Genomic DNA, 22,528 nt, shown 5'->3' with positions numbered 1-22,528 from the left:
ATGCTCAGGCCGCCTTCTTCCGCTCCGCGATCCGCGCTAAATCCGTGAGCAGGCGGCGGGTGCCGGTCAGGCGCTGCTCTGCCGTGTCGTAATTGTCGATGAAGACGACGCGCATGTCCGGGCGCACCTTCGCCAGCGTGCCGATCTTTGCAACGTATGAGACGAGGCCTTCTGGATTGGCGAACTCGTTGTCGCGGAAGGCGACGATGATGCCCTTGGGGCCGGCCTCGACCCTCTCGACATTGGCGCGCTTGCACAAAGCCTTGATCGCGACGATCTCCAGAAGCTGCTGGACCTCCTCGGGCAGCGGCCCGAAGCGATCGATGAGTTCGGCGCCGAAAGATTGGATGTCGCCGTCGTCGTCGAGCGTCGACAGGCGCTTGTAAAGCGTCAGCCGCAGCGTCAGGTCGGTGACGTAATGTTCCGGGATCATCACCGGCGCACCGATCTGGATCGCCGGCGACCATTGGGCATCGGTCTCGAAATCGACGCCCGACTTCAGAGCCGCGACTGCCTCCTCCAGCATCTGCTGGTAGAGTTCGTAGCCGACCTCCTTGATATGACCGGACTGCTCGTCGCCGAGCAGGTTGCCGGCGCCGCGGATATCGAGGTCGTGGCTGGCGAGCTGGAAGCCCGCGCCCAGCGTATCGAGCGATTGCAGGACTTTCAGCCGGCGCTCAGCCTGGTCGGTCAGCTTGCGGTTCACGGGCATGGTGAAGAGCGCATAGGCACGGATCTTCGAGCGGCCGACACGGCCCCTGAGCTGGTAGAGCTGCGCGAGGCCGAACATGTCGGCGCGGTGGACGATCAGCGTGTTGGCGTTGGGGATGTCGAGGCCCGATTCGACGATCGTGGTCGAGAGCAGCACGTCGTACTGTCCCTCATAGAAGGCCGTCATCACGTCCTCGAGCTGGCCTGCCGCCATCTGGCCATGAGCGATGCCGACCTTGGCCTCGGGCACCTGCTTATCGAGGAAGTCCTTGACGTCGGAGATGTCTTCGATGCGGGGCACGACATAGAAGGACCGTCCTCCTCTGTAGCGTTCGCGCAGCAGCGCCTCGCGGACGATCAGCGGATCGAAGGGCGTCACGAAGGTGCGGACCGCCAGGCGGTCGACCGGCGGCGTCGCGATGATCGAGAGTTCGCGCACGCCGGTCATGGCGAGCTGGAGCGTGCGCGGGATCGGCGTCGCGGTCAGCGTCAGCATGTGGACCTCGGCGCGGAACTCCTTCAGCCGTTCCTTGTGGTTGACGCCGAAATGCTGCTCCTCATCGACGATGACGAGGCCGAGATCCTTGAACTCGATCGCCTTGCCGAGCAGCGCATGGGTGCCGACGACGATGTCCATCGTGCCGTCCTTGATGCCCGTCTTGACGGCCTTAAGGTCCTGCGCGCCGACGAAGCGCGAGGCTTGGCCGACATGGACGGGCAGACCTTTGAAGCGCTCGGAGAAGTTGCGATAGTGCTGACGGGCGAGAAGCGTCGTCGGCACCACCACAGCGACCTGCTTGCCGTTGAGCGCGCAGGCGAAGGCAGCGCGGAGCGCAACTTCGGTCTTGCCGAAGCCGACATCGCCGCAGACCAGCCGGTCCATCGGGCGGCCGGCCGCCATGTCGTCGAGCACGGCGTCGATCGTCGCCTGCTGGTCTTCCGTCTCCTCGAACGGGAAGCGGGCGCAGAACTCGTCGTAGAGCCCTTCCTGCGGGATCAGGCGCGGAGCCTCCTTGAGCGCGCGGGCGGCGGCGATCGCGATCAGCTTGCCCGCCATCTCGCGGATGCGCTGCTTGAGCTTGGCCTTGCGCGCCTGCCAGCCGCCGCCGCCCAGCCGGTCGAGCGGGACGTCGGTGTCCTCCGAGCCGTAGCGCGAGAGCAGTTCGATGTTCTCGACCGGCAGGAAGAGCTTCGAATCGGCCGCGTAGTGGATTTCCAGGCAGTCATGCGGCGCGCCGACTGCCGTGATCGTGCGCAGGCCGATGAAGCGGCCGATGCCGTGATCGACATGGACGACGAGATCGCCGGGGCTGAGCGAGGACAGCTCGTTGATGAAATCCTGCGGCCGGCGCGACTTCTTGCGCGGACGCACCAGCCGGTCGCCGAGGATGTCCTGCTCGCCGATGACCGCGAGCTTGCCGGCCTCGAAGCCGGTTTCGAAACCCCAGACGGCCAGCGCCGTCGTGCCGGGCTTGAGATCGAAGGCGGCGCGCAGCGAGCCGGTCGTCTGGACCGTCTTGAGGCCGTGATCGGCCAGCACATGCGCCAGGCGCTCGCGCGAGCCTTCCGACCAGGCCGACAGGATGACGCGGCGCCCATCGGCCTGCAGCGCCTTCACATGGGCGACAGCCGCATCGAAGACGCTGCCGGCATTGTCGGCGCGCTCGGCGGCGAAGTTGCGGCCCTGACGGGCGCCGAGATCGACGATCAGCTTGCCGTCGCTGTCGGGAAGCTGGAACGGCGTCAGAGCCGCGACGCCGGCCTGATCGACGATGCCGCGCCATTCGGACGGGGAGAGATAGAGCGCGTCGGGCTTGAGCGGCTTGTAGGGGATGCCGCCGGCGCTGGGCTGGTCGAGCGCGGCCCTGCGGGCGTCGTAATAGTCCTTGATCAGGCTGATGCGCTCGCCGACCGCATCGTCGGCCTGATGGTCGAGCACCAGCGGCACGTCGGGCAGATAGGTGAATAGCGTGTCGAGCTTTTCGGCCAGCAGCGGCAGCCAGTGTTCGAGGCCCGCCGGCCTGCGGCCCTCGCTGACCGCCTCGTAGAGCGTGTCGTCGCGGCCGGGCGTGCCGAAGTTGGCGATATAGCTCTGGCGAAAGCGCCTGATGCTCTCGCTCGTCATCTGCGCCTCGGACATCGGCACGAGGTCGAGCCCGCGCATCTGCCCCGTCGTGCGCTGCGTCTCGGGATCGAAGGTGCGGATCGACTCCAGCGTATCGCCGAAGAAATCGAGCCGGATCGGGGCCGGCATGCCCGGCGGATAGAGATCGACGATGCCGCCGCGCACCGCGAATTCGCCGGTCTCGCGCACGGTCGAGGTGCGCAGATAACCGTTCATATCGAGCCAGCGCGCGAGCTGCTCGGTGTCGACCATGTTGCCCGGCGCGGCCGAGAAGCTTTCCGAGGCGACCTTGGAAAAGGCCGGCACGCGCTGGAGCGCGGCGTTGACGGTGGTCAGCAGCAGACGCGGCTTGTCGCCGGATTTGGTCTTGGCCAGCCGCGACAGCGTCGTCATGCGGTGGGCGACGATGGACGGCGCGGGCGAGACGCGGTCATAGGGCTGGCAGTCCCAGGCCGGGAAGGACATCACCTCGAGATCGGGCGCGATGAATTGCAGTGCGTTCTCCAGCACCTGCAGGCGCTGGCCGTCGCGGGCGACGAAGACGAGCATAGCCGCGCCTTCGGCCTTTTTTGCGCGTGCGCGGGTCAGGTCGGCGAGAATGACGGCGTCGAACCCGTCCGGCACGCTGGCCAGCGTCGGCTTGTCGCCGCGGTTCAGCGCGTCGAGGATGCGGTCGCTCTGGAGTTTGGCGAGCTGGGCGGGAGGCGGGATGCTCATGCTGTGTTGCTAATGTCCTGATCGATTTCGCGCCGTCATTCCGGACAAGCCGCGCAGCGGCGCCGATCCGGAATCCATCTAAGGGCACTGAGCTCTACGATGGATTCCGGGTCTTCGCTTCGCTGCGCCCGGAATGACGGCGCGCGGAATGATCCAGAACGTCACACATGAATCGGCTTGCCGTGGTGGTGAAAGGCCTTCAGCCGCCGGAACACGTCGGTGTCGTAGTTCTCCGGCACCGGTGCCTCCCCCGTGATCCAGGAGATCAGATCGCGGTCGAGCACTTCGATCAGGCGCTCGAACTCGTCGAGATCAGCCTCGCTCAGATTGCCGATCTCGGCATCGGCGAAGCGCCCCATGATTAGGTCGTTCTCCCTCATGCCGCGATGCCAGGAGCGGAACAGGATTTTTCGCCGGCGCGGGTCGAGATCGGCGCTTGAACGGGTCGAGCCGGACATTCCTGAACCTCGGGACTATGCAATGGAAACAGGGCCGGCCCCGTCGCGGAGCCTGCCGTCGCGGGTTATATAGCGTTGCCACCCGGCGAAGTCAGCGGCGAAACGCCCGCGATCTTCGCACTCCTGACAACAGCCTGAGAGCCATCCTTTGCGCCCGTCCTTGCTCGATCCGCTGTTTGCTCCCGCCACGACACTGTCGGGCGTCGGCCCCAAGCTCGGCAAGCTGCTGGACCGGTTTCTAGGCGACGAGACGAGGCCGGCGCGGGTCGTCGATTTGCTGTTTCATCTGCCGAGCGGGGCCATCGACCGGCGCCCCAGCCAAAGCATCGCCGACGCACCTATCGGTGATATCGCGACCTTCAACGCACAGGTAACCGAGCACCGGCCGCCGCAGCCAGGCAAGGCGAAGGCGCCCTATCGCATCCTGGTCGAAGACGAGACCGGCGACGTCACGCTCGTCTTCTTCCATGCCGATGTCCGCCATCTGCTGCAGACCATGCCGATCGGCGCCTATCGCATCATCTCCGGAAAACTCGAACTCTGGGACGGGATGCGCCAGATGGTGCATCCCGACCGCCTGCTCGATCCGGAGCTCGCCGCCACCCTGCCCGCGATCGAGCCGGTCTATGGCCTGACCGAAGGCATCGGCCCGCGTGTGATGACGCGGATCGCGGCGGCGGCTGCCGAGAAATGCCCGGATCTGGCGGAGTGGCAGGATCCCGGCTTTCTGGCGAAGAGCGGATTTCCTTCCTTCGCGCAGGCGATGCAGGCGTTGCATCACCCGCCCGATCTCAGGGCGATCGAGGGCGACACGGTCGCGCGCCGCCGCGTCGCCTATGACGAATTGCTGGCGAGCCAGATCGCGCTTGCGCTGGTACGCCGCCAGCAGAAGAAGGCGGCCGGGCGCGCCACCGCCGGCGATGGCGCGATCAGGCGCGCGATCGAGACCGCCCTGCCCTTCACGCTGACGGATGGCCAGCGCCAGGCGCTCGTGGATATCCATGACGACATGGAAAAGCCCGAGCGCATGCTGCGGCTGCTGCAGGGCGATGTCGGCTCGGGCAAGACCGTGGTCGCGCTGCTGGCGATGGCGGCAGCGGCCGAAGCAGGCCGGCAATCGGTGCTGATGGCGCCGACCGAGATCCTGGCGCGGCAGCATGCCGAGCGGCTGCTGCCGCTGGCGGAGGCTGCGGGCCTGAAGCTCGCCTTGCTGACCGGCCGCGACAAGGGTCCGGGGCGCGCCCGCGTTCTGGAGGGGCTGGCGAGCGGCGAGATCGCCATCGCGGTGGGGACGCACGCGCTGTTCCAGGAGGGCGTCGCCTTCCGCGATCTCGCGCTCGCCATCGTCGACGAGCAGCATCGCTTCGGCGTGCATCAGCGCCTGCTGCTCGGGTCGAAGGGCGAAGCGGTCGATATCCTCGTCATGACCGCAACCCCGATCCCGCGCACGCTTTCGCTGACCTGGTTCGGCGACATGGATATTTCCGTGCTGGCGGAGAAGCCGGCAGGCCGCAAGCCGATCGCGACCAAGGCGCTGTCACTGGACCGCTATGACGAAGTCGTCGGCGGCATCGGCCGTGCGATCGAGACGGGCGCACAGGTCTACTGGGTCTGTCCGCTGGTGCAGGAATCGGATTTGCTCGATGTCGCAGCGGCACAGGAGCGCTTCGAGGCCCTGCGGGAATTTTTCGGCGATCAGGTCGGTCTGCTGCACGGCCAGATGCCCGGCCGTGATAAGGATGCAGCCATGGCGGCCTTCGTCGCAGGGCAGACGCGCATCCTCATATCCACCACCGTGATCGAAGTCGGCGTCGATGTGCCCAATGCCAGCGTGATGGTGATCGAGCATGCCGAGCGCTTCGGCCTTGCCCAGCTTCACCAGCTGCGCGGGCGCATCGGGCGCGGCTCTGCCGCCTCGACCTGCCTGTTGCTCTACAAGGGGCCGCTTGGCCCCGTTGCCGAGGCGCGGCTGACGATCATGCGTGAGACCGAGGACGGCTTCCGCATCGCCGAGGAGGATCTGCGCCTGCGCGGCGAGGGCGAGGTCCTCGGGACCAAGCAATCGGGCTCGCCCGACTGGCGGATCGCGAGACCCGAGACCGATGGCGACCTGCTGGCGGCGGCGCGCGACGACGCGCGACTCCTGATCGAGCGCGACCCGCATCTGGAAGGTCCGCGCGGTGAGGCCGTCAGGACATTGCTCTATCTGTTCGAGCGCGACGTCGCGATCAGGCTGCTGCGGGCGGGATGACCGTCCCCGGCATAAGTTTCGAAACAGCCTCGCCGGGCTGAATCAGCCCGGCCGACATCACGAGCTTGGCTCCGTCCTCGACGGTGATATCAAGCTCCACCACCTCCCTGCGCGGCAGATAGAAGAAGAAGCCGGTCGTCGGGTTCGGCGTGCAGGGCAGGAAGACGCCGATCTGCTCATGCCCTGGCTCTTGGCCGTCGGGCAGCTTGCCGGCGATCTCGGGTGCCGCCTCCTGAGCGATGAAGACGATCGACCACATGCCCGGCTGCGGAAACTGCACCATGCCGACCTTGCGGAACGACGTGCCGCTTTGCGAGAAGATCGTCTCGAAGACCTGCTTGATGCCCTTGTAGAGGCTGCGGACCACCGGCATCCGGTTCAGGATCGCCTCGCCAGCATCGAGCAGCGTGCGGCCGACGAGGTTCGCCGTCATGAAACCGAGCAGTGTCAGGCCGATCAACCCAATCACGAGGCCAAAGCCTGGAATCGGGAACGGCAGATAGCTGTCGGGCAGATAGGAGTTGGGGATGAGCGGCTTGACCAGCCCGTCGATGAAATTGATGAACCACCATGTCACGGACGCCGTAATCGCCAACGGTGCGGCGATGACCAGCCCGGTCAGGAAATAGCGCCGCAGCCGCGTGCCGAAGGTCGGGCGCAGCAGATCGGTCTGGATCACGAGGCGGGGATCAAGCGGCGCGGGCGTCATGCAGGGTCCGATCGAACGCGAATCTGGCCTTGATGCGCCAGCAAGCGACAGACGTGCCAACAGGCTCAGCGGATTTCAAGGACCGCTACGTCTCCGACTGCGAAGGCGAGTTCGATCTTGTCCCGTCGCTGCGTCAGTTCGGCGATGATCCGAGCATTCGTGCAATTGCCAAGCTTAAGCCAGATCACGCCCGGCGGGGCTCCTTCCAGCGCACTGATGTCGGCGAAGTCGGCGTCGTGAGTGACGAGGATGTAGCCCTGATCGCGGGCGAGGTGCCAGATCGCACGGTCGTCGGATCTTCTGGACGCTTGGAATTGCGAGATATGCGCGCTTCCCGGAAAATCGTGAGCAAGAAAGCGTAGAAGCGAGACAGGTTCTCGTCGAGCAACAGCTTGGCCATTCAGATGATTCTCGTCATACGTTCGCGCGCTGCGGCATAAGCTAGGCAGGCCCGTATGTCGTCGGGTTCGAGATCAGGAAAGTCCTCGATGATCTCCGCCTCGCTCATTCCTGAAGCCAGCCAGCCGAGTACGTCGCCGACCGTAATGCGAAGCCCGCGTATGCAGGGGCGGCCGCCCCGTTTCCCTGGCTCGATCGTGATACGCTGGGTGAGACCATCGACCTCGTCATGCATCTCGGTCTCCTCGCCAGTGATCGGGCACATGCCTTCGCCAAACAGGAGAAGTCATGCCGCATAATAGCAGCGGGCGCCTTCGACGTCTGATCTTTCTCGCCGCCGGCTGGGTCTTCACCGCGCTGGGCGTGGTCGGGCTGATCCTGCCGGTGATGCCGGGAACCGTGTTCCTGATCCTTGCCGCCTGGTGCTTCTCGCAGTCGTCGCCGCGCTTTGAGCTATGGCTGCTCGACCATCCTCGCCTCGGTCCGTATGTGCGGCGCTGGCGCGATACCAGGAGCATCGGCCGCAAGGCGAAGTATCTCGCCTGCGGCTCGATGGCGGCAAGCTTCGCCCTGCTGGCGATCACGGACGCGCCCCCGATCGCCTTGTGGGTCAGCGGCGCAGGGCTGGTCGCGGCCGGCGCCTATGTGGCGAGCCGGCCGGAAACGGGCACCTGATGCCTCACTCCACCGTGACGGATTTCGCCAGGTTGCGCGGCTGATCGGCGTCCTTGCCCATGAAAACTGCCGTCTGGTAGGCGATCATCTGGATCGGCAGCGCGTAGACGATCGCGGCGAAGGTCGGATCCACGTCCGGCATGATGATCGTGGTCTCCGGCTCGATGCCGCATTCGGCCGCGCCCTTCGCGTTGGTGATCAGGATGATCCGACCACCGCGCGCGGCGACCTCCTGCATGTTCGAGGCGGTCTTCTCGAACAGCGCGTCGTGCGGCGCGACGACGATGACCGGCATGGCCTCGTCGATGAGCGCGATCGGGCCGTGCTTGAGTTCGCCAGCCGGATAGCCCTCGGCGTGGATGTAGCTGATTTCCTTGAGCTTCAGCGCGCCTTCGAGCGCCAGCGGAAAGCTCGTGCCGCGGCCGAGATAGAGCACGTCCTTGGCCTTCGAGAGTTCGCGAGCCAGCTTTTCGATCTGGGGTTCCAGAGCCAGCGCATTCGCCATCAGACCAGGCAACGCAATCAGGTTCTGGACGTGGCGGGCCTCGTCCTCGGCCGACAGATGCCCTCGCGCCCTGGCGGCGGCAAGCGCAAGGCAGGCCAACGCGGCCAGTTGGCAGGTGAATCCCTTGGTCGAGGCGACGCCGATCTCGGGGCCGGCGAGCGTCGGAGCGACGACGTCGCTCTCGCGTGCCATCGTCGATGTCGCGACATTGACGATCGCGCTGATCACCTGCCTTTCCTGCCTAGCATAGCGCAGGCAGGCCAACGTATCGGCGGTCTCACCCGACTGCGAGATGAAGAGGGCAAGCCCGTTGTCCGGAAGCGGTGCTTCGCGATAGCGGAACTCGGAGGCGACATCGATCTCGACCGGCAGGCGGGCGAGCCTCTCGAACCAGTATTTCGCGATCAGCCCAGCATAATAGGATGTGCCGCAGGCCGCGATCGAAAGCCGGGACAGCGAGGTCCAGTCGATCTTGTCGGCGAAAGGCAAGCGCACGCGGCCCGCCGCCATGTCGAGATACTGCGTCAGCGTATGGCCGACGACCTCGGGCTGCTCGTAGATCTCCTTCGCCATGAAATGGCGGTGGTTGCCCTTCTCGACCAGAAGCGCGCCGGCTGCAACGCGCTGGGCGCGCCGCTCGACCGGGTTGTTGGCCTTGTCGTAGAAGGTCGCGCTTTTGCGATGAAGCACGACCCAATCGCCCTCTTCAAGATAGGCGATGAGATTGGTGAAGGGCGCCAGCGCCAGCGCATCCGAGCCGAGATACATCTCGCCGTCGCCGATGCCGACTGCCAGCGGTGAGCCCTTCCGGGCGCCGATCAGGAGGTCTTCCTCACCCTGGAACAGAAATGCCAGCGCGAATGCACCACGCAGGCGTGGCAGAGACGCGGCGACCGCATCGGTCGGGCTCTTGCCACGATCGAGCTCGCGGGTGACGAGATGGGCGACTATCTCGGTGTCGGTCTCGGTCGCAAAGACGTAGCCGTCGGACTGCAGTTCGGCCCGCAGCTCGCGAAAATTTTCGATGATGCCGTTATGGACGACCGCCAGCTTTGCGGTGGCATGGGGATGAGCGTTGGTCTCGTTGGGCTTGCCATGCGTCGCCCAGCGGGTATGGCCGATGCCGATCAGGCCTTCGAGCGGCTCGTTGGACAGACGGATTTCCAGGTTCCGGAGCTTGCCCTCGGCGCGGCGGCGGGTGAGCAGGCCGTTCTCCAGCGTGGCGACGCCGGCAGAATCGTAGCCGCGATATTCAAGCCGCCGCAGAGCCTCGACGACCTGAGTCGCGACCGCTTCCTTGCCCAGAATCCCGACGATGCCGCACATGCCCCACCTCTTCCGCAATGGCCGTTGCAACCCCGCATAGCGGGCAACGGCACACATGCCCAATCACTATGGATGTCGAACTATGAATGCAGGCTTGCCGGAAACGCCGTGTTTCAGTCCGATTTGGCGGCCTGCTTGCGGGCGGCGGCTGTTTCGCGGAAGGCCTTGGCCCAGCCTCCCTTGACGGTCTGCCGGCCGCGCGCGATCGCCAGAGCGTCGGGGGCGACATCGTCGGTCACCACGGAGCCGGAGCCGACGAAGGCCCCGTCGCCGATCGTGACAGGTGCGACCAGCGACGAGTTCGAGCCGACGAAGGCGCCGGCCCCGATCGTCGTCCGGTATTTGAAGAAGCCGTCGTAATTGCAGGTGATCGTGCCCGCACCGATATTGGCGTTCGCGCCGACGCTGGCATCGCCGATATAGCTGAGATGGCTGACCTTGGCGCCTTCACCGATGTCGGCCGCCTTGACCTCGACGAAGTTGCCGACCTTCGCGTTGGCGCCGATTTTGGCGCCCGGACGGAGACGGGCATAGGGACCGACATTGGCGCCCTCGCCCACCGTGGCGCCTTCGAGATGCGAGAAGGCGTGGATCACCGCGCCGTCGGCGATGCTGACGCGCGGGCCGAAGACGACATGGGGCTCGATCAGCACATCGCGGCCGATGATGGTGTCGTGGCTGAAGAAGACGGTCTCTGGCGCCGTCAGCGAGGCGCCAGCTGCCATGACCTCCAGCCGCTTGCGGCGCTGGAACTCCGCTTCCGCCATAGAGAGTTGCACACGGTCATTGATGCCCTGAACCTCACTCTCAGCGGCGTTATGCGCAACCGTCCTGAGCGCGCGCGCGCGCGCCACCGCAACGGCTTCGGTCAGATAGAATTCTCCCTGGGCGTTGTCGTCGCCGATCGCCTTTAAGATCGAGAGTGCGTGCTGTCCGTCGAGCGCCATCAATCCGGCGAAACATAAGCTGATCGCGCGCTGCAGGTCACTGGCGTCCTTATGTTCGACGATCGCCTCAAGTGCGCCGTCCCTGGTGATGAGCCGACCGTAGCCCGTTGGATCGCGCGCCTCGAAGCCGAGCGCCGCGATGGCCGCGCCGTTCGCAAGGGCGGCGCGCATCGCGGTAAAGGTCTGCGGCCGCACGAGCGGCGTATCGGCGAAAGCAACGATGATGTCGTCGAAGCCGAGCGCCAGCGTCTCGCGTGCCGCCAGCACGGCATGGGCCGTGCCGAGACGCTCGCGCTGCACCACGATCTGGGCTTCCGGACGCTGCTCGTGCACGGCTGCGGCGACGTCGTCGCGATCCGGGCCGATCACGACGACGATCTTGTCAGCTCCGGCGCCAGAGACGGCCTCGAGCGCGTGGCCGAGCAGACTGCGGCCGGCGACCTCATGCAGCACCTTGGGCCGGCGCGACTTCATCCGCGTGCCCTCGCCGGCCGCCAGGATGATCGCGAGACAGCTCCGGCTCGACGGCGTTTGGGTCATGATGCTCTCTCTCTTTGGAAATTCCCGGCCGACTGGCAACGTCGCCACGCCACCGTCGCCGCTGTCTCATGCATGACGATGTTGCGGACGCGTTGGATAGCCGATCCCGCGGGCTTTTGCCAAAACGCCGATATCCTTCGATTGGTGTCTCGCAGTGGCAGGCCAAACCGCGAAAGCTCGCCTCACCAAGAGCACAACCGCCAAATAGAACGACGCGATCTGCATTTTCCGCGCGCAACCGCTTTTCAGCTTGCGTAAAAATGCTCTAGAAGCGCGAGAGGGTGAGAGTACAGCCCGTCTATGTTGGACCTGATGTCGAAACCATTGAATCGCCGACAGTTTATCGAAGGTGCGGCGGGCGCGCTGGCATCGGTTCCCCTCATAGGCGCGACGGCGGCGAGTGCGCAGAGCAACCCGGCAGCCGTGGTCCAGTCGGTCCTCGCCGAAGGCCAGCGTTTCGATCCCGCGCTCGTCGTCGAAACCGCGCGGACATTAGCCCGGAAGCCGCTCGTTCCGGTGGTCGCGACCGACCTGCCCGACGGCTATGCCAACCTGCCCTTCGACCAGTATTCAGGCATCCGCGCCCAGCCGAGCGGGATGATCTGGGCGGGCGAAAATCGCGGCTTCACGATCGAGCCGCTGCATCGCGGCTATGTCTTCTCGAATCCGGTCAGCCTGTTCACGGTCGAGGACGAGATCGTACGCAAGGTCGCTTTCGACCGTGGCAAGTTCGACTACGGCCGCGTGCCGCCGCCGCCTGCCAATGTCGATCTGCAGTTTTCGGGAATGCGGATCGCAACGGGCCTGGAGCGCCCTTACGAGGTTGCGACCTTCCAAGGGGCGACCTTCTTCCGCTCGCTGGCGCGGGGCCAGAACTACGGCTCGATGGCACGGGCCTTGATCCTGCGTCCCGGCGAGACTCGCGGCGAGGAAATCCCGTTCTTCCGCGCCTTCTGGATCGAGCGGCCGAGCCCGGCTCTCGGCGTGCTCGTCATCCATGCGCTGCTCGATTCCGAAAGTCTCACCGGCGCCGTCAGGATGACGCTGCGGCCCGGCGACATGACGCTAATCGATGTCGAAATGACGCTGTTTGCCCGGCAGGCGCTCGATCATGTCGGCCTCGGCTGTACCATGGGCACGTTCCTGTCGGGTCCGCAGAGCCGGCGGACATTCGACGATCTGCGGCCGGCTGTGCATGAGATCTCCGGCGTGCAGATGCTCACCGGCGGCGGCGAATGGATCTACCGACCGGTCAACAACCCTGCGACGCTGCAGGTTTCGTCCTTCATGGATTCCAACCCGCGCGGTTTCGGCCTGGTGCAGCGGGAACGCGATCCCGCCGCCTTCCAGGACGACGACCAGCGTTACGAACTCAGGCCGAGTGTCTGGATGGAGCCGCTCGGCGAATGGGGTGCAGGCTCGGTCCAGCTGATCGAGATCCCCAGCGATTCCGACCTCAACGACAATGTCATCATGTACTGGCGTCCGCGCCAGCCGATCGCGGCAGGCAGCGAGACCGCCTTCGCCTATCGCCAGGCGTGGTGCTGGCAGCCGCCGGAGCGGCCTGTCCTCGCGCTTGCCAGCCGGGTCCGGCAGGGCCGCGGCTCGCAGGGACGGCGGCGACGCTTCATCGTCGATTTCACCGGCGACAGGCTAGCCGATGCAGGCGTGGTCACCTCGACGCGCGCCAATCTGACGGCAACGCCGGGCGCCATCCATAACCTCAGAATCTGGCCTTATCCGGAGCGCAAGCTGATGCGCGTCGGTTTCGAGGTCGATCCCGGGCCTGACTCGCTTTGCGAACTCAGACTCGTGCTGGAGTCCGGCGGTCAGCCGGTCTCGGAAACATGGCTGGATCGATGGACGTGGTGACCGAAACCCGGCCCGAGGATCAGGCTGCGCCGCCGGCGCCGCCGATTCGGCGAGGCGCCGAGGCCGCGACGCCGCCGGAGAAGCGGCTGGTGATGCCGGTCCAGTCGTTCCGGCGCTGGAACGCGTCCGACCGCCGCAAGCCGGCCGCGCCGTCGCGTTGGACGACGCCCTGGCTGAAGCGGCTGTTCGTCTTCGGCGGCGGCATGGCGCTGACCGCCTATGGCGCGTGGGAGATGTACAGCGTCGTGTCGGTCAGCCGGACGACGTCGCTGCAGTATGCCTTGCTCGTGCTGTTCACGGTGAATTTCTCCTGGATCGCGCTCGCCTTCACCAGCGCGATCCTCGGATTTTTCGGCGTGCTGTTCGGTTCTGGGCGCTTCGGCCGGGTCGAGAGCCTGCAGCACCGCACGGTCGTGGTGATGCCGATCTACAATGAATCGACGGCGCGGACTTTCGCGGCCTTGGCGGCGATCAGGGAATCGGTCGAGGCCACGGGCCTTGGAGCCCATTTCGACTATTTCATCGTGTCCGACACGACCAATCCCGATGTCTGGGTCGCCGAGGAGCGGGCGTTCCTCGCCCTGCGCGAGCGTCTCGGACCGGAGGCGCGGGTGTATTATCGGCACCGGCCCAAGAACCATCATCGCAAGGCCGGCAATATTTCCGACTTCGTGACACGCTGGGGCGGCTATTACGAGCACATGGTCGTGCTCGACGCCGACAGCCTGATGACCGGCAGCTGCATCGTCCATCTGGCCGCCGCGATGGAAGCCGATCCCGATTCCGGCATCATCCAGTCGCTGCCCCTGATCATCAACCGCAACACCTTCTTCGCCCGGCTCCAGCAATTCGCTGCCCGCGTCTACGGTCCGGTGATCGCGACCGGTCTGGCGATGTGGTCGGGCCGCGACGGCAACTACTGGGGCCACAACGCGATCATCCGGACGAAGGCCTTCGCCGACCATTGCGGCCTGCCCGACCTGAAGGGACGGCCGCCCTTCGGCGGGCATGTCCTCAGCCACGACTTCGTCGAGGCGGCGCTGATGCGTCGCGCCGGCTGGTCGGTCTACATGCTGCCGGACCTGACGGGCTCCTATGAGGAAAGTCCGCCATCGCTGATCGACATCTCGGTCCGCGACCGGCGCTGGTGCCAGGGCAATCTGCAGCATTCGCGCATCATCGGCGCGAAAGGCTTCGTCTGGTCGACCCGGCAGCATTTCTCCACCGGCATCATGGGCTATCTCGCCTCGCCGTTCTGGCTGATGCAGCTCGTCGTCGGCATCATGATCGTGCTGCAGGTCAATTACGCCAGGCCGGAGTATTTCACGCAGGAGTTCACCCTGTTCCCGATCTGGCCGCGCTTCGATCCCGAGCGCGCCTTGAACCTGTTCGCGTTGACCATGGCGATCCTGCTGGCGCCGAAGGGGTTTGGGCTGATCCTGACCCTGTTCAACGGCAAGCTGCGGCGGGCCGGCGGCGGCGCGATCCGGCTCGTGATCTCCGCTTTGATCGAGGTGCTGTTCTCGGCGGTCTTCGCGCCGATCATGATGCTGATCCAGTCGGGCTCCGTCTTCCAGATCCTGCTCGGACGCGACACCGGCTGGAATCCCCAGCGTCGCGACGACGGTTCGATCCCGCTCAAGGACATCGTCCGGCGCCATCGTATGCACAGCGCGCTCGGCCTGATCGCCGGCATTTCGGCTTTCATGATCGCGACCTCGCTGTTCGCCTGGATGTCGCCGACGATCCTCGGGCTGCTGCTGGCGATTCCGCTGTCCTGGGCGTCCGGGCAGCTTGCGCTTGGGCTTTGGCTCAAGCGCCACAAGCTCCTGCTGACGCCGGAAGAAGGCGATCCGCCGTCGATCGCGCTGCGCGCCAACGCATTGCAGGCCGAGTTCGCGGAGGCAGGTTTCGACGACGCCGACGGCATCAAGGCGCTCCATGCCGACCCGGTGCTGCGCGAGGCCCATGAGGCGATGCTACCCGAGGCCCATCCGCGCCGGCGCGGCGAGATCGAGCCCGACCGTGCGGTGGCACAGGCCAAGCTCGTCGATGCCGAGACCGTCGAGGATGCGGCGATCTGGCTGAAGCCGAAGGAGCGCATGGTCGTGCTGCACGACCGCGCTCTGGTCGGCCTGCTCGCCTCGCTGCCAAAAGAGCGCGCGGAGGCCTGAGACCTCCGCTCAGGCCTGCTCGAATGCGATGACGCATCCCAGCGCGGCTTCGGCCGGCACGATGAGCCGCTCTTCGCCTTGCGCGAAGGGAACGCCGGCGGCGCGCAGCCGCTCGGCGACCGGTTCGAGCGCCGGCACGGTGACGCAGAAGCCCAGGAAGCGTGCGGGCGTCGGCTCCGGCGAGGTCTGGTAGATCGCGCTCGCAGCTTCGGCGTCCAGCACGTCGACGCGGCCGCGCGGCAGATCGACGACGAAATCCTCATTGCCTTCGAAAATCTCGGCGCTACCTGTGAAGGCGGTCAGGAAAGCGCGGTGCTTTTCGGGATCGTCCGTCACCATGATCGCAGCCGTCAGCGCCGTGGTGCCGTTTTCGTGCTGCTGAAAGGTGGGATTCCAGAAATTCTGGGGCTCATGCTGCTCGCAGACGAAGAAGCCGCATTCGGGCGCCTCCGGATCGTCGGCGAAGGCGAGCGAGAAGGCGACGCGGACCTCCTCGCCGCTCGGGCGACGGGCCTGACGCTCGAAGGAGAACGGCTCGAAGGCGCCGATTCCGGCGGCGGCGAAGGCGAGATTGTCGGCCTTCGCGTCGCGGCTCTCCAGCACCAGCATCGACATGCCTTCGCCGCGTGCCAGCGCATCGCGCACGAAAGCGCCGAACGAGAAGCGGCCGGGCCTGGGCTCCTCGATCGCGCCTGCGTCACCGATCGCGATGAGTTCGAGGAACGAGCCGGGGAACTGGACGATCCGGTTCTCCGTGCCCCAGGGGTGGCGGTTCCGGGCGCCGACGCGGAAGCCGAGGCGCTCGTAGAGCGCGCCGGCTGCGTCGAGATCGCGGACGCCGATGACGAGATGGTCGAGGCCGCGGGCTTGAGTCGGGTTTTCCATCCCTCCTGTGTAGCGCCGATTCACGACGCCGTCATGGCGAGCCCGATCACGGCGCGATGTAATGCGGCACGAAGCGCGAGGTGTTTTTGGTGATCGGCGTCACATCCTCGCGGACGCACAGCCCGCAGGCCTGCGAGGCGACGAGCCAAGAACCCAGCACGGCGTAATTGCCGTCCGCCGAAAACAGGTTGGTCGCCGCATCCTGCAGGATGTAGCCTTCGGCGCCATAGGGGCCGTCGTCGCTGTCGAGCACGGTTCCACGCTCGATCAGGCTGATATTGGCGCCCTCGCGTGAATAAAGCGGCTTGCGCACCCGGCGCGGCGACAGGGTCTCGCAGCGTGGATCGCACTCGAAGAAGGCAGGCAGCAGGTTGGGGTGGCCCGGCTCCATCTCCCAGAGACAGGCGAGCAAGCCCTTGTTGGAGAGCAGCGCCTTCCAGGGCGGCTCGACGAACTGGCAGCGTGAGCCGGCGAGCGCATCGGCATAGCGCTCGCGGAAGAGCCATTCCCAGGGATAGAGCTTGAACAGGGTCTCGATCGGCTGGTTGGCGCCGTCGCAGAAGCGGCCGTCCGAGAGCAGGCCGATCTCCTCGATGTAGCTGAAGCGCGCATCGAGCCAGGCCTGCCTTGCGCAGTCCTGCAGGTAATCGACCGTGCCCTTGTCCTCCTGGCTGTTCTGGACGCAGGCCAGATGCAGCCGGTAGGGCGAGGGCTCGCGCAGGGCCCCGAAGGCCGCGATCAGGCGTTCATGCAGCGAGTTGAACTGGTCGCAGCCCTTCGGCAGCAGGCGCTGCGCCATCGCCTGTTCGAGCCAGTCCCATTGCACCACGGCCGATTCGAACAAAGCGGTGGGCGTGTCGGCGTTGTATTCCAGCAGTTTCGCCGGGCCCTTGCCGTCATAGGCGAGGTCGAGCCGACCGTAGAGATTGCGGTCGCCGCGCCGCCAGGATTCTGCGACGAAGGACCAGTGCGCCTCCGGAATGGCCAGTTTGGTCAGAGTTGCCTCGTCGCCGATCGCCTTCTCGATGAAGGCGAAGCAGAGCTGCTCGATCGCCTCGGTCGGGGCCTCTATGTCGCGTTCGATCTCGTCGAGCGTGAACTCGTATGCCACGCTCTCGTCCCAATAGGTCGCGCCGTCGATCGTGTGGAAGGCGAAGCCGAGGCGCTCGACCTCGGCCTGCCAATTCGGGCGCGCGGGCAATCGGATGCGGCGCATGTCAGGACGAGGACGAGGAGGAGAAGGAACGCGAGGTCGAGCCGAAGCCGCCCCGCGAGGCGACGGTCGCAACCCCGGCCGTGGTGCCTCCGCGCGCCACCACGGCAGTCCCGCTCGTCGTCGAGTAGGCGCGGGACGAACTGCTGTGGCGCGAGCCGCTGCTGCCCGATGAGGACGAGGACGACGAGGATGTGGACGAGCGTGCCTGCTGGCATTCCTGCGCAGGGCTGCCGGGCGGGCAGGCCTCGCGCGTCGGCGGCAGCAGCGGCTGCGCTGCGCCGCCGCCCTGCGACAGGCTGCGCGCCAGCATGATGCCGGCCAGCGCGGGGATGACGACCTGCGCGCCGTTCCAGACTGCGCTGCGACATGAGCCGGAACCATATTCCGCCTCGCAGGCACCGGTATTGTTGAACTTCTTCGCGTCACGGAGATGGTCGGCGGAGGCCTCGTTGAAGCGGGCTTCGCATTGGCTGCCGCTGAGCTGGCCGGCGGTTCGGCAGTCTGCGAGCGTGTTGTAGACGAGGCTCTCGTCCGGCTCGTCGCCGGACATCGACCAGACCGTCGCGACGAGGACGACACCCGCTGCGGCAAGGCCGATCTGGGTCGAGCGCTTCATGGAGACCTCCCTCAGACAGTCATGCTGGCTGCCGCCAGCGTGCCGGAAATCACGGCGATGACCGCCAGCATCGCGGCCGAGGGCAGCCGGTCCTCCTCGATTTTGCGCGAGAGATCGGGGATCAGGACGCGGGCGAGCCCGTAGGCCGCGAACTGAACCAGCATGGCTGCGAGCGCCCAGAGCACGCAGTCGGGGATGCTGCTCGCCTGCGCGATCGCCTTTTCCAGCGGAATCGAGAAACCGGTCAGGTTGCCGCCGAGCGCAACGGCCGCCGAGAGGTTGCCGGCGCGGATCAGCGCAATCTCGTCATGGGCGGTGAGCTTCAGATAGACCGCCGCAAAACCGGCGATCAGCGCCGCCCCAAGGCAAAAATACAGCAGGAACGCGGGCAGGCCCGCCATCGAGATCGCCATGCCGCCCGCCCCCAAGCCGCCCATTATTGGTGCTCCGACTATACGCGACGGTCGGATCGACGCCAGTGGGCACGTGATTCGATGGCCGACCGCGCTTTTGCGCATCGGCTTCAATGAGGGGCGAGCGGAGCGCCGCGAGGCGCGGGGGTATAATAGCCGCTTCGTTGAGCCAGAAGCGGCGCGGAGGGATTTAGCCACCCTCCGCACGCCCCGTGGCGCTCCGCTCATCGGCGATTTGACGACTCCGGGCCGCGCTTATTCGGATTTCGGGAGTTCGATCTGGAAGCTTAGGTGCCAGTTCGCCTGAGGCTCGTCGCGACCGTCGCCGTCAGTCCGTCGTCCCGTCACCCTTCCAGCGAGCTCCTCGCACAGGGATCGTAGTATCCTCAGGGCGGTGCCCCGAAGCCTCCCGGAGATGGATCGTGACTCCACCCGCAGGCGCCGCCCCCACCCCCACCAACGGCACACCTCCGGATGGCTGCCCCTCGGGGATGAGGTGGTGGGAGGATAGGGGAGGTGTGGAGGGGCGGGGATTAGTTTTTTGGGAAGCGCCGCCGCCTCTTCGCGCCCTCCGCGGATGGCGCGGAAGCCCGATGGAGAGCCCTCTCCCGGAGAGAGGGCAGGGTGAGGGGTCGGACGCTGACCGCTTGAGGCGAGACCTCGCCGGTGCTGCGCTGGCTCAGCGTTTCGCTGGTCTAAGGGCCCTCACCTCTCCCCTGCCCCTCTCCTTACAGGAGGGGTTCCCCGCGCTTGATTCTGGCGAGACTTGCCGCGTCGTCCAAGTTTAAACCAACCGGCTCTGCACCATCGCCGCCTCGACGAAGCTCGCAAATAGCGGGTGGGGCTCGAACGGACGCGACTTCAGCTCGGGGTGGTATTGCACGCCGATGAACCAGGGGTGGTCGGGGTATTCGACCGTTTCGGGCAGAAGGCCGTCCGGCGAGAGACCGCAGAAGCTCAGGCCTTGCGCCTCCAGCCGCTGGCGATAGCCCATATTGACCTCGTAACGGTGGCGATGGCGCTCCGAGATTTCGGTGGTGCCGTAGATTTTCGCGATCTTCGAGCCTTCGGCGAGCGTCGAGGCATAGGCGCCCAGCCGCATCGTGCCGCCGAGATTGCCATTGGCGGCGCGCTGTTCGAGTTCGTTGCCGCGCAGCCACTCGGTCATCAGGCCGACGACCGGCTCGCTGGTCGGACCGAACTCCGAGGAATTGGCCTCGGGGATGCCGGCAAGCGAGCGGGCTGCCTCGATCACGGCCATCTGCATACCGAAGCAAATGCCGAAATAGGGCACCTTGCGCTGCCTTGCGAAGGTCGCCGCCCGGATCTTGCCCTCGGCCCCGCGATGGCCGAAGCCGCCTGGCACCAGGATGCCGTGGACATGCTCCAGGAACGGTGTCGGATCCTCCTTCTCGAAGACCTCCGACTCGATCCAGTCGAGATTGACCTTGACCCGGTTGGCGATGCCGCCATGCATCAGGGCCTCGATCAGGGACTTATAGGCGTCCTTCATGCCGGTGTACTTGCCGACGATGGCGATGGTGACTTCGCCCTCGGGGTTCTTCACCCGCTCGGAGATGCGGCGCCAGTTCGAGATGTCGGGCTCATGCGAGTGGTCCATGCCGAAGGCGGCCAGGACCTCGTTGTCGAGCCCCTCGGCGTGATAGGACAGCGGCACGTCGTAGATCGAAGAGACGTCGCGGGCCTCGATCACGGCCGTCTCGCGGACATTGCAGAACAGCGCCAGCTTGCGGCGCTCCTCGCGCGGAATCTCGCGGTCGGTGCGGCAGAGCAGGATGTCGGGCTGGATGCCGATCGAGCGCAGTTCCGCGACCGAATGCTGCGTCGGCTTGGTCTTGAGCTCGCCGGCTGTGGGGATATAGGGCAGCAGCGTCAGGTGGATGAAGATGCACTGGCCGCGCGGCAATTGCTGGCCGGTCTGGCGGATCGCCTCCAGGAAGGGCAGGCTCTCGATGTCGCCGACTGTGCCGCCCACTTCGATCAGAACAAAATCATAGCCCTCATTGCCGTCGAGGATGAACTCCTTGATGGCATTGGTGACGTGCGGGACGACCTGGATCGTGGCGCCGAGATAATCGCCGCGACGCTCCTTGGTCAGGATGTCCATGTAGATGCGGCCGGTGGTAATGTTGTCGCCCCGGTTGCAGGGCCGGCCGGTGAAGCGCTCGTAATGGCCGAGGTCGAGGTCGGTCTCGGCCCCGTCATCGGTGACGAAGACCTCGCCATGCTGATACGGGCTCATCGTGCCCGGATCGACATTGAGATAGGGGTCGAGCTTGCGCAGGCGCACCGTGTGTCCACGGGCCTGCAAGAGGGCGGCCAGTGCCGCCGACGCCAGGCCTTTGCCCAGCGAAGACACCACGCCGCCGGTGATGAAAACATACCGCGTCATGGGGGCTCACCTCTAACGGCAGGGTTGCGATTCGCTAAGCACATCCTTGCAGGGCGACCCCGCGTGGCGCGCTTGTCCACATAAGAAGAACGCCGGTTGCCCGGCGTCTCCCGTCAAAAGAGAAGGGCCGGTTTCCCGGCCCCTGCCCTTCATCTCATTGCTGCGGCGCCGCGGGCGGCGTCGGCGGCTGCGCGCCGCCGGCCGGGGCCTGCATCTGGCGCAACTGGTCGAGCACGCCGCCGGCGTTGGGGGCGCTCGGGCCGGTCGGTGCCGCAGGCGCGGTCGATCCGGGAGCGCCGTCGATGATCGAGCGCTGCACGCGGCCCTGCGTGGCGAGCACCGCCAGCACGATCGAGGTCAGGAAGAAGGCGCCGGCCAGGATCGCGGTGGCCCGGGTCAGGGCGTTCGCCTGGCCGCGGCCGGTCATGAAGCCGCCTGCCCCGCCGCCGCCCGAGCCCATGCCGAGCCCGCCGCCTTCGGAGCGCTGCAGCAGGACGACGCCGACGAGCGCGACCACGATGATCAGATGGATGACGATGAGGACGTTCTGCATGGTCTCACGAAAATGGGTATGGAGCGCGACGCCGCCAAGGGCCTCCTGCTCCGACTGCTCGCCGACATGCGAACCCGGCGGGCACATAGCATGCGTGTGTTGGGTATGCCACCCGACAATTAGCGGCCGGGCAAGCAGTCCTCAGGCGCAGGCGCGAGCGATGCCCAGGAAATCCTCGGCCTTGAGGCTCGCGCCGCCGACGAGCGCGCCGTCGACATTCGCGACGTTCATCAGTTCGGCCGCATTGGAGGGCTTGACCGAGCCGCCATAGAGCAGGCGGACGCCCGCCGCCGTGACCTTGCCGAGAAGCCGCCCGAGTTCGTTGCGGATCGCCTCGTGCATCTCGGCGACATCGGCAGCCGTGGGTGTAAGCCCGGTGCCGATCGCCCAGACCGGCTCATAGGCGACGACGAGCGTCGCCGCGGTCGAGCCGTCGGGGATCGAGCCGCGCAACTGCTTCTTGACGATGGCGACGGCCTTGCCGGCCTCTCGCTCGTCGCGGGTTTCGCCGACGCAGACGATCGGCACGAGCAGCGCCTTCTGTGCGGCCTGCGCCTTGTCCTTGACCGTAGCGCTCGTCTCGCCATGGAGGGTGCGGCGCTCGGAATGGCCGACGATGGCGAAGGTCGCACCCGTATCGGCCAGCATCACGGCGGATGTCTCGCCGGTGAAGGCGCCCGAATCTTGCGTGCTGCAATCCTGGCCGCCGGTTGCGATGCGTGAGCCGAGCAATGCCGCAGATGCGAGATAGAGCAGGGTCGCGGGCGGGCAGATCGCGAGATCGACCGCCGCCTTCATTCCCGTGTCATAGCCCTTGGCAACCTCGGTCGCGATGGCGAGATCGGCCTTCAGCCCGTTCATCTTCCAATTGCCGGCCACGAGCGGCCTGATGGTGCGCGTCACGTCTTCGCCTCCGATTTGCTTCGCCGGCTCTAGCAATGCCTGACCGCCGCCGCAATCGCCGGGCATGGGCTCGAGCGCGATCCCGCGGGAACGATTGCGACTTGCGTCGCCGGTTCCTAT

At 66.2% G+C, this 22,528-nt stretch carries 18 protein-coding genes; 4 read left to right on the top strand and 14 right to left on the bottom strand.

Annotated elements, in window-relative coordinates; genetic code table 11:
• Window positions 1-4: 4 nt before the first annotated feature.
• Window positions 5-3,553: a transcription-repair coupling factor gene (gene mfd, locus AXW83_RS07295; RefSeq protein WP_066611921.1), complete on the bottom strand. Its 3,549-nt coding sequence runs from the start codon at window positions 3,551-3,553 to the stop codon at window positions 5-7.
• 161 nt (window positions 3,554-3,714) lie between these two features.
• A complete protein-coding gene (locus tag AXW83_RS07290; protein ID WP_066611920.1) occupies window positions 3,715-4,011 on the bottom strand; it encodes an FAD assembly factor SdhE in 297 nt (98 codons plus the stop codon).
• A 148-nt stretch (window positions 4,012-4,159) separates the two neighbouring features.
• On the opposite strand from AXW83_RS07290, the gene recG reads away from it, so the two are divergent.
• Complete coding sequence (recG, locus tag AXW83_RS07285) at window positions 4,160-6,262, top strand: ATP-dependent DNA helicase RecG (RefSeq protein ID WP_066611918.1); 2,103 nt, start codon at window positions 4,160-4,162, stop codon at window positions 6,260-6,262.
• Here recG and AXW83_RS07280 read toward each other — a convergent pair.
• The 3 genes from AXW83_RS07280 to AXW83_RS07270 form a co-directional block, all read right to left on the bottom strand.
• Entirely contained in the window at window positions 6,240-6,971 is a 732-nt protein-coding gene (locus AXW83_RS07280; protein WP_066611916.1) for a DUF502 domain-containing protein, read from the bottom strand. The genes recG and AXW83_RS07280 overlap by 23 nt on opposite strands.
• A 65-nt stretch (window positions 6,972-7,036) precedes the next feature.
• Window positions 7,037-7,294, bottom strand: a complete 258-nt coding sequence (locus tag AXW83_RS28230) for a DUF5615 family PIN-like protein (protein WP_442855245.1) — start codon at window positions 7,292-7,294, stop codon at window positions 7,037-7,039.
• 77 nt (window positions 7,295-7,371) lie between these two features.
• Window positions 7,372-7,605 carry a DUF433 domain-containing protein gene (locus tag AXW83_RS07270; protein WP_066620040.1) on the bottom strand — a complete coding sequence of 78 codons (234 nt, stop codon included), beginning with the start codon at window positions 7,603-7,605 and terminating at the stop codon, window positions 7,372-7,374.
• A gap of 53 nt (window positions 7,606-7,658) precedes the next feature.
• Between AXW83_RS07270 and AXW83_RS07265 the strand changes: the two genes are divergently transcribed.
• Entirely contained in the window at window positions 7,659-8,045 is a 387-nt protein-coding gene (locus AXW83_RS07265) for a YbaN family protein (protein WP_066611913.1), read from the top strand.
• Between the two features lie 4 nt (window positions 8,046-8,049).
• Here AXW83_RS07265 and glmS read toward each other — a convergent pair whose 3' ends face one another.
• Together glmS and glmU are read right to left on the bottom strand one after the other, a co-directional pair.
• The gene (gene glmS / locus AXW83_RS07260; RefSeq protein ID WP_066611912.1) at window positions 8,050-9,876 is read right to left on the bottom strand and encodes a glutamine--fructose-6-phosphate transaminase (isomerizing); all 1,827 of its coding nucleotides are present in this window, start codon (window positions 9,874-9,876) and stop codon (window positions 8,050-8,052) included.
• A gap of 113 nt (window positions 9,877-9,989) precedes the next feature.
• A complete protein-coding gene (gene glmU, locus AXW83_RS07255; RefSeq protein WP_066611911.1) occupies window positions 9,990-11,363 on the bottom strand; it encodes a bifunctional UDP-N-acetylglucosamine diphosphorylase/glucosamine-1-phosphate N-acetyltransferase GlmU in 1,374 nt (457 codons plus the stop codon).
• Between the two features lie 312 nt (window positions 11,364-11,675).
• Here glmU and AXW83_RS07250 point away from each other — a divergent pair, with 312 nt between their 5' ends.
• Window positions 11,676-13,235: an OpgD/OpgG family glucan biosynthesis protein gene (locus AXW83_RS07250; RefSeq protein ID WP_082767469.1), complete on the top strand. Its 1,560-nt coding sequence runs from the start codon at window positions 11,676-11,678 to the stop codon at window positions 13,233-13,235.
• Window positions 13,223-15,409: a glucans biosynthesis glucosyltransferase MdoH gene (gene mdoH, locus AXW83_RS07245; RefSeq protein ID WP_442855244.1), complete on the top strand. Its 2,187-nt coding sequence runs from the start codon at window positions 13,223-13,225 to the stop codon at window positions 15,407-15,409. The genes AXW83_RS07250 and mdoH overlap by 13 nt, the downstream gene beginning before the upstream one ends.
• A gap of 9 nt (window positions 15,410-15,418) precedes the next feature.
• Here the strand turns inward: mdoH and AXW83_RS07240 are convergent, their stop codons facing one another.
• The 7 genes from AXW83_RS07240 to tpiA all read right to left on the bottom strand — a co-directional run bounded on the left by AXW83_RS07240 (window position 15,419) and on the right by tpiA (window position 22,408).
• On the bottom strand, window positions 15,419-16,318 hold the full coding sequence (locus AXW83_RS07240) for a VOC family protein (RefSeq protein WP_236841847.1): 900 nt from the start codon (window positions 16,316-16,318) through the stop codon (window positions 15,419-15,421).
• Between the two features lie 22 nt (window positions 16,319-16,340).
• Window positions 16,341-17,510, bottom strand: a complete 1,170-nt coding sequence (locus tag AXW83_RS07235; protein WP_066611900.1) for a glutathionylspermidine synthase family protein — start codon at window positions 17,508-17,510, stop codon at window positions 16,341-16,343.
• 1 nt (window position 17,511) lies between these two features.
• Window positions 17,512-18,126: a DUF1190 domain-containing protein gene (locus tag AXW83_RS07230; RefSeq protein WP_066611898.1), complete on the bottom strand. Its 615-nt coding sequence runs from the start codon at window positions 18,124-18,126 to the stop codon at window positions 17,512-17,514.
• Between the two features lie 11 nt (window positions 18,127-18,137).
• Window positions 18,138-18,539, bottom strand: coding sequence for a DUF350 domain-containing protein (locus AXW83_RS27475; protein ID WP_066611896.1), 402 nt, complete (start codon window positions 18,537-18,539; stop codon window positions 18,138-18,140).
• Window positions 18,540-19,323: 784 nt separating this feature from the next.
• Window positions 19,324-20,952, bottom strand: a complete 1,629-nt coding sequence (locus AXW83_RS07210) for a CTP synthase (protein ID WP_066611890.1) — start codon at window positions 20,950-20,952, stop codon at window positions 19,324-19,326.
• 154 nt (window positions 20,953-21,106) lie between these two features.
• On the bottom strand, window positions 21,107-21,505 hold the full coding sequence (secG, locus tag AXW83_RS07205) for a preprotein translocase subunit SecG (RefSeq protein ID WP_066620029.1): 399 nt from the start codon (window positions 21,503-21,505) through the stop codon (window positions 21,107-21,109).
• Between the two features lie 141 nt (window positions 21,506-21,646).
• Window positions 21,647-22,408: a triose-phosphate isomerase gene (tpiA, locus tag AXW83_RS07200; RefSeq protein ID WP_066620026.1), complete on the bottom strand. Its 762-nt coding sequence runs from the start codon at window positions 22,406-22,408 to the stop codon at window positions 21,647-21,649.
• Window positions 22,409-22,528: the final 120 nt, after the last annotated feature.

This window comes from Bosea sp. PAMC 26642 (assembly GCF_001562255.1).
Taxonomy (GTDB): Bacteria; Pseudomonadota; Alphaproteobacteria; order Rhizobiales; family Beijerinckiaceae; genus Allobosea.
Note: the sequence above shows the minus strand (reverse complement) of the source record. Positions and strands in the feature narration are given on the sequence as shown.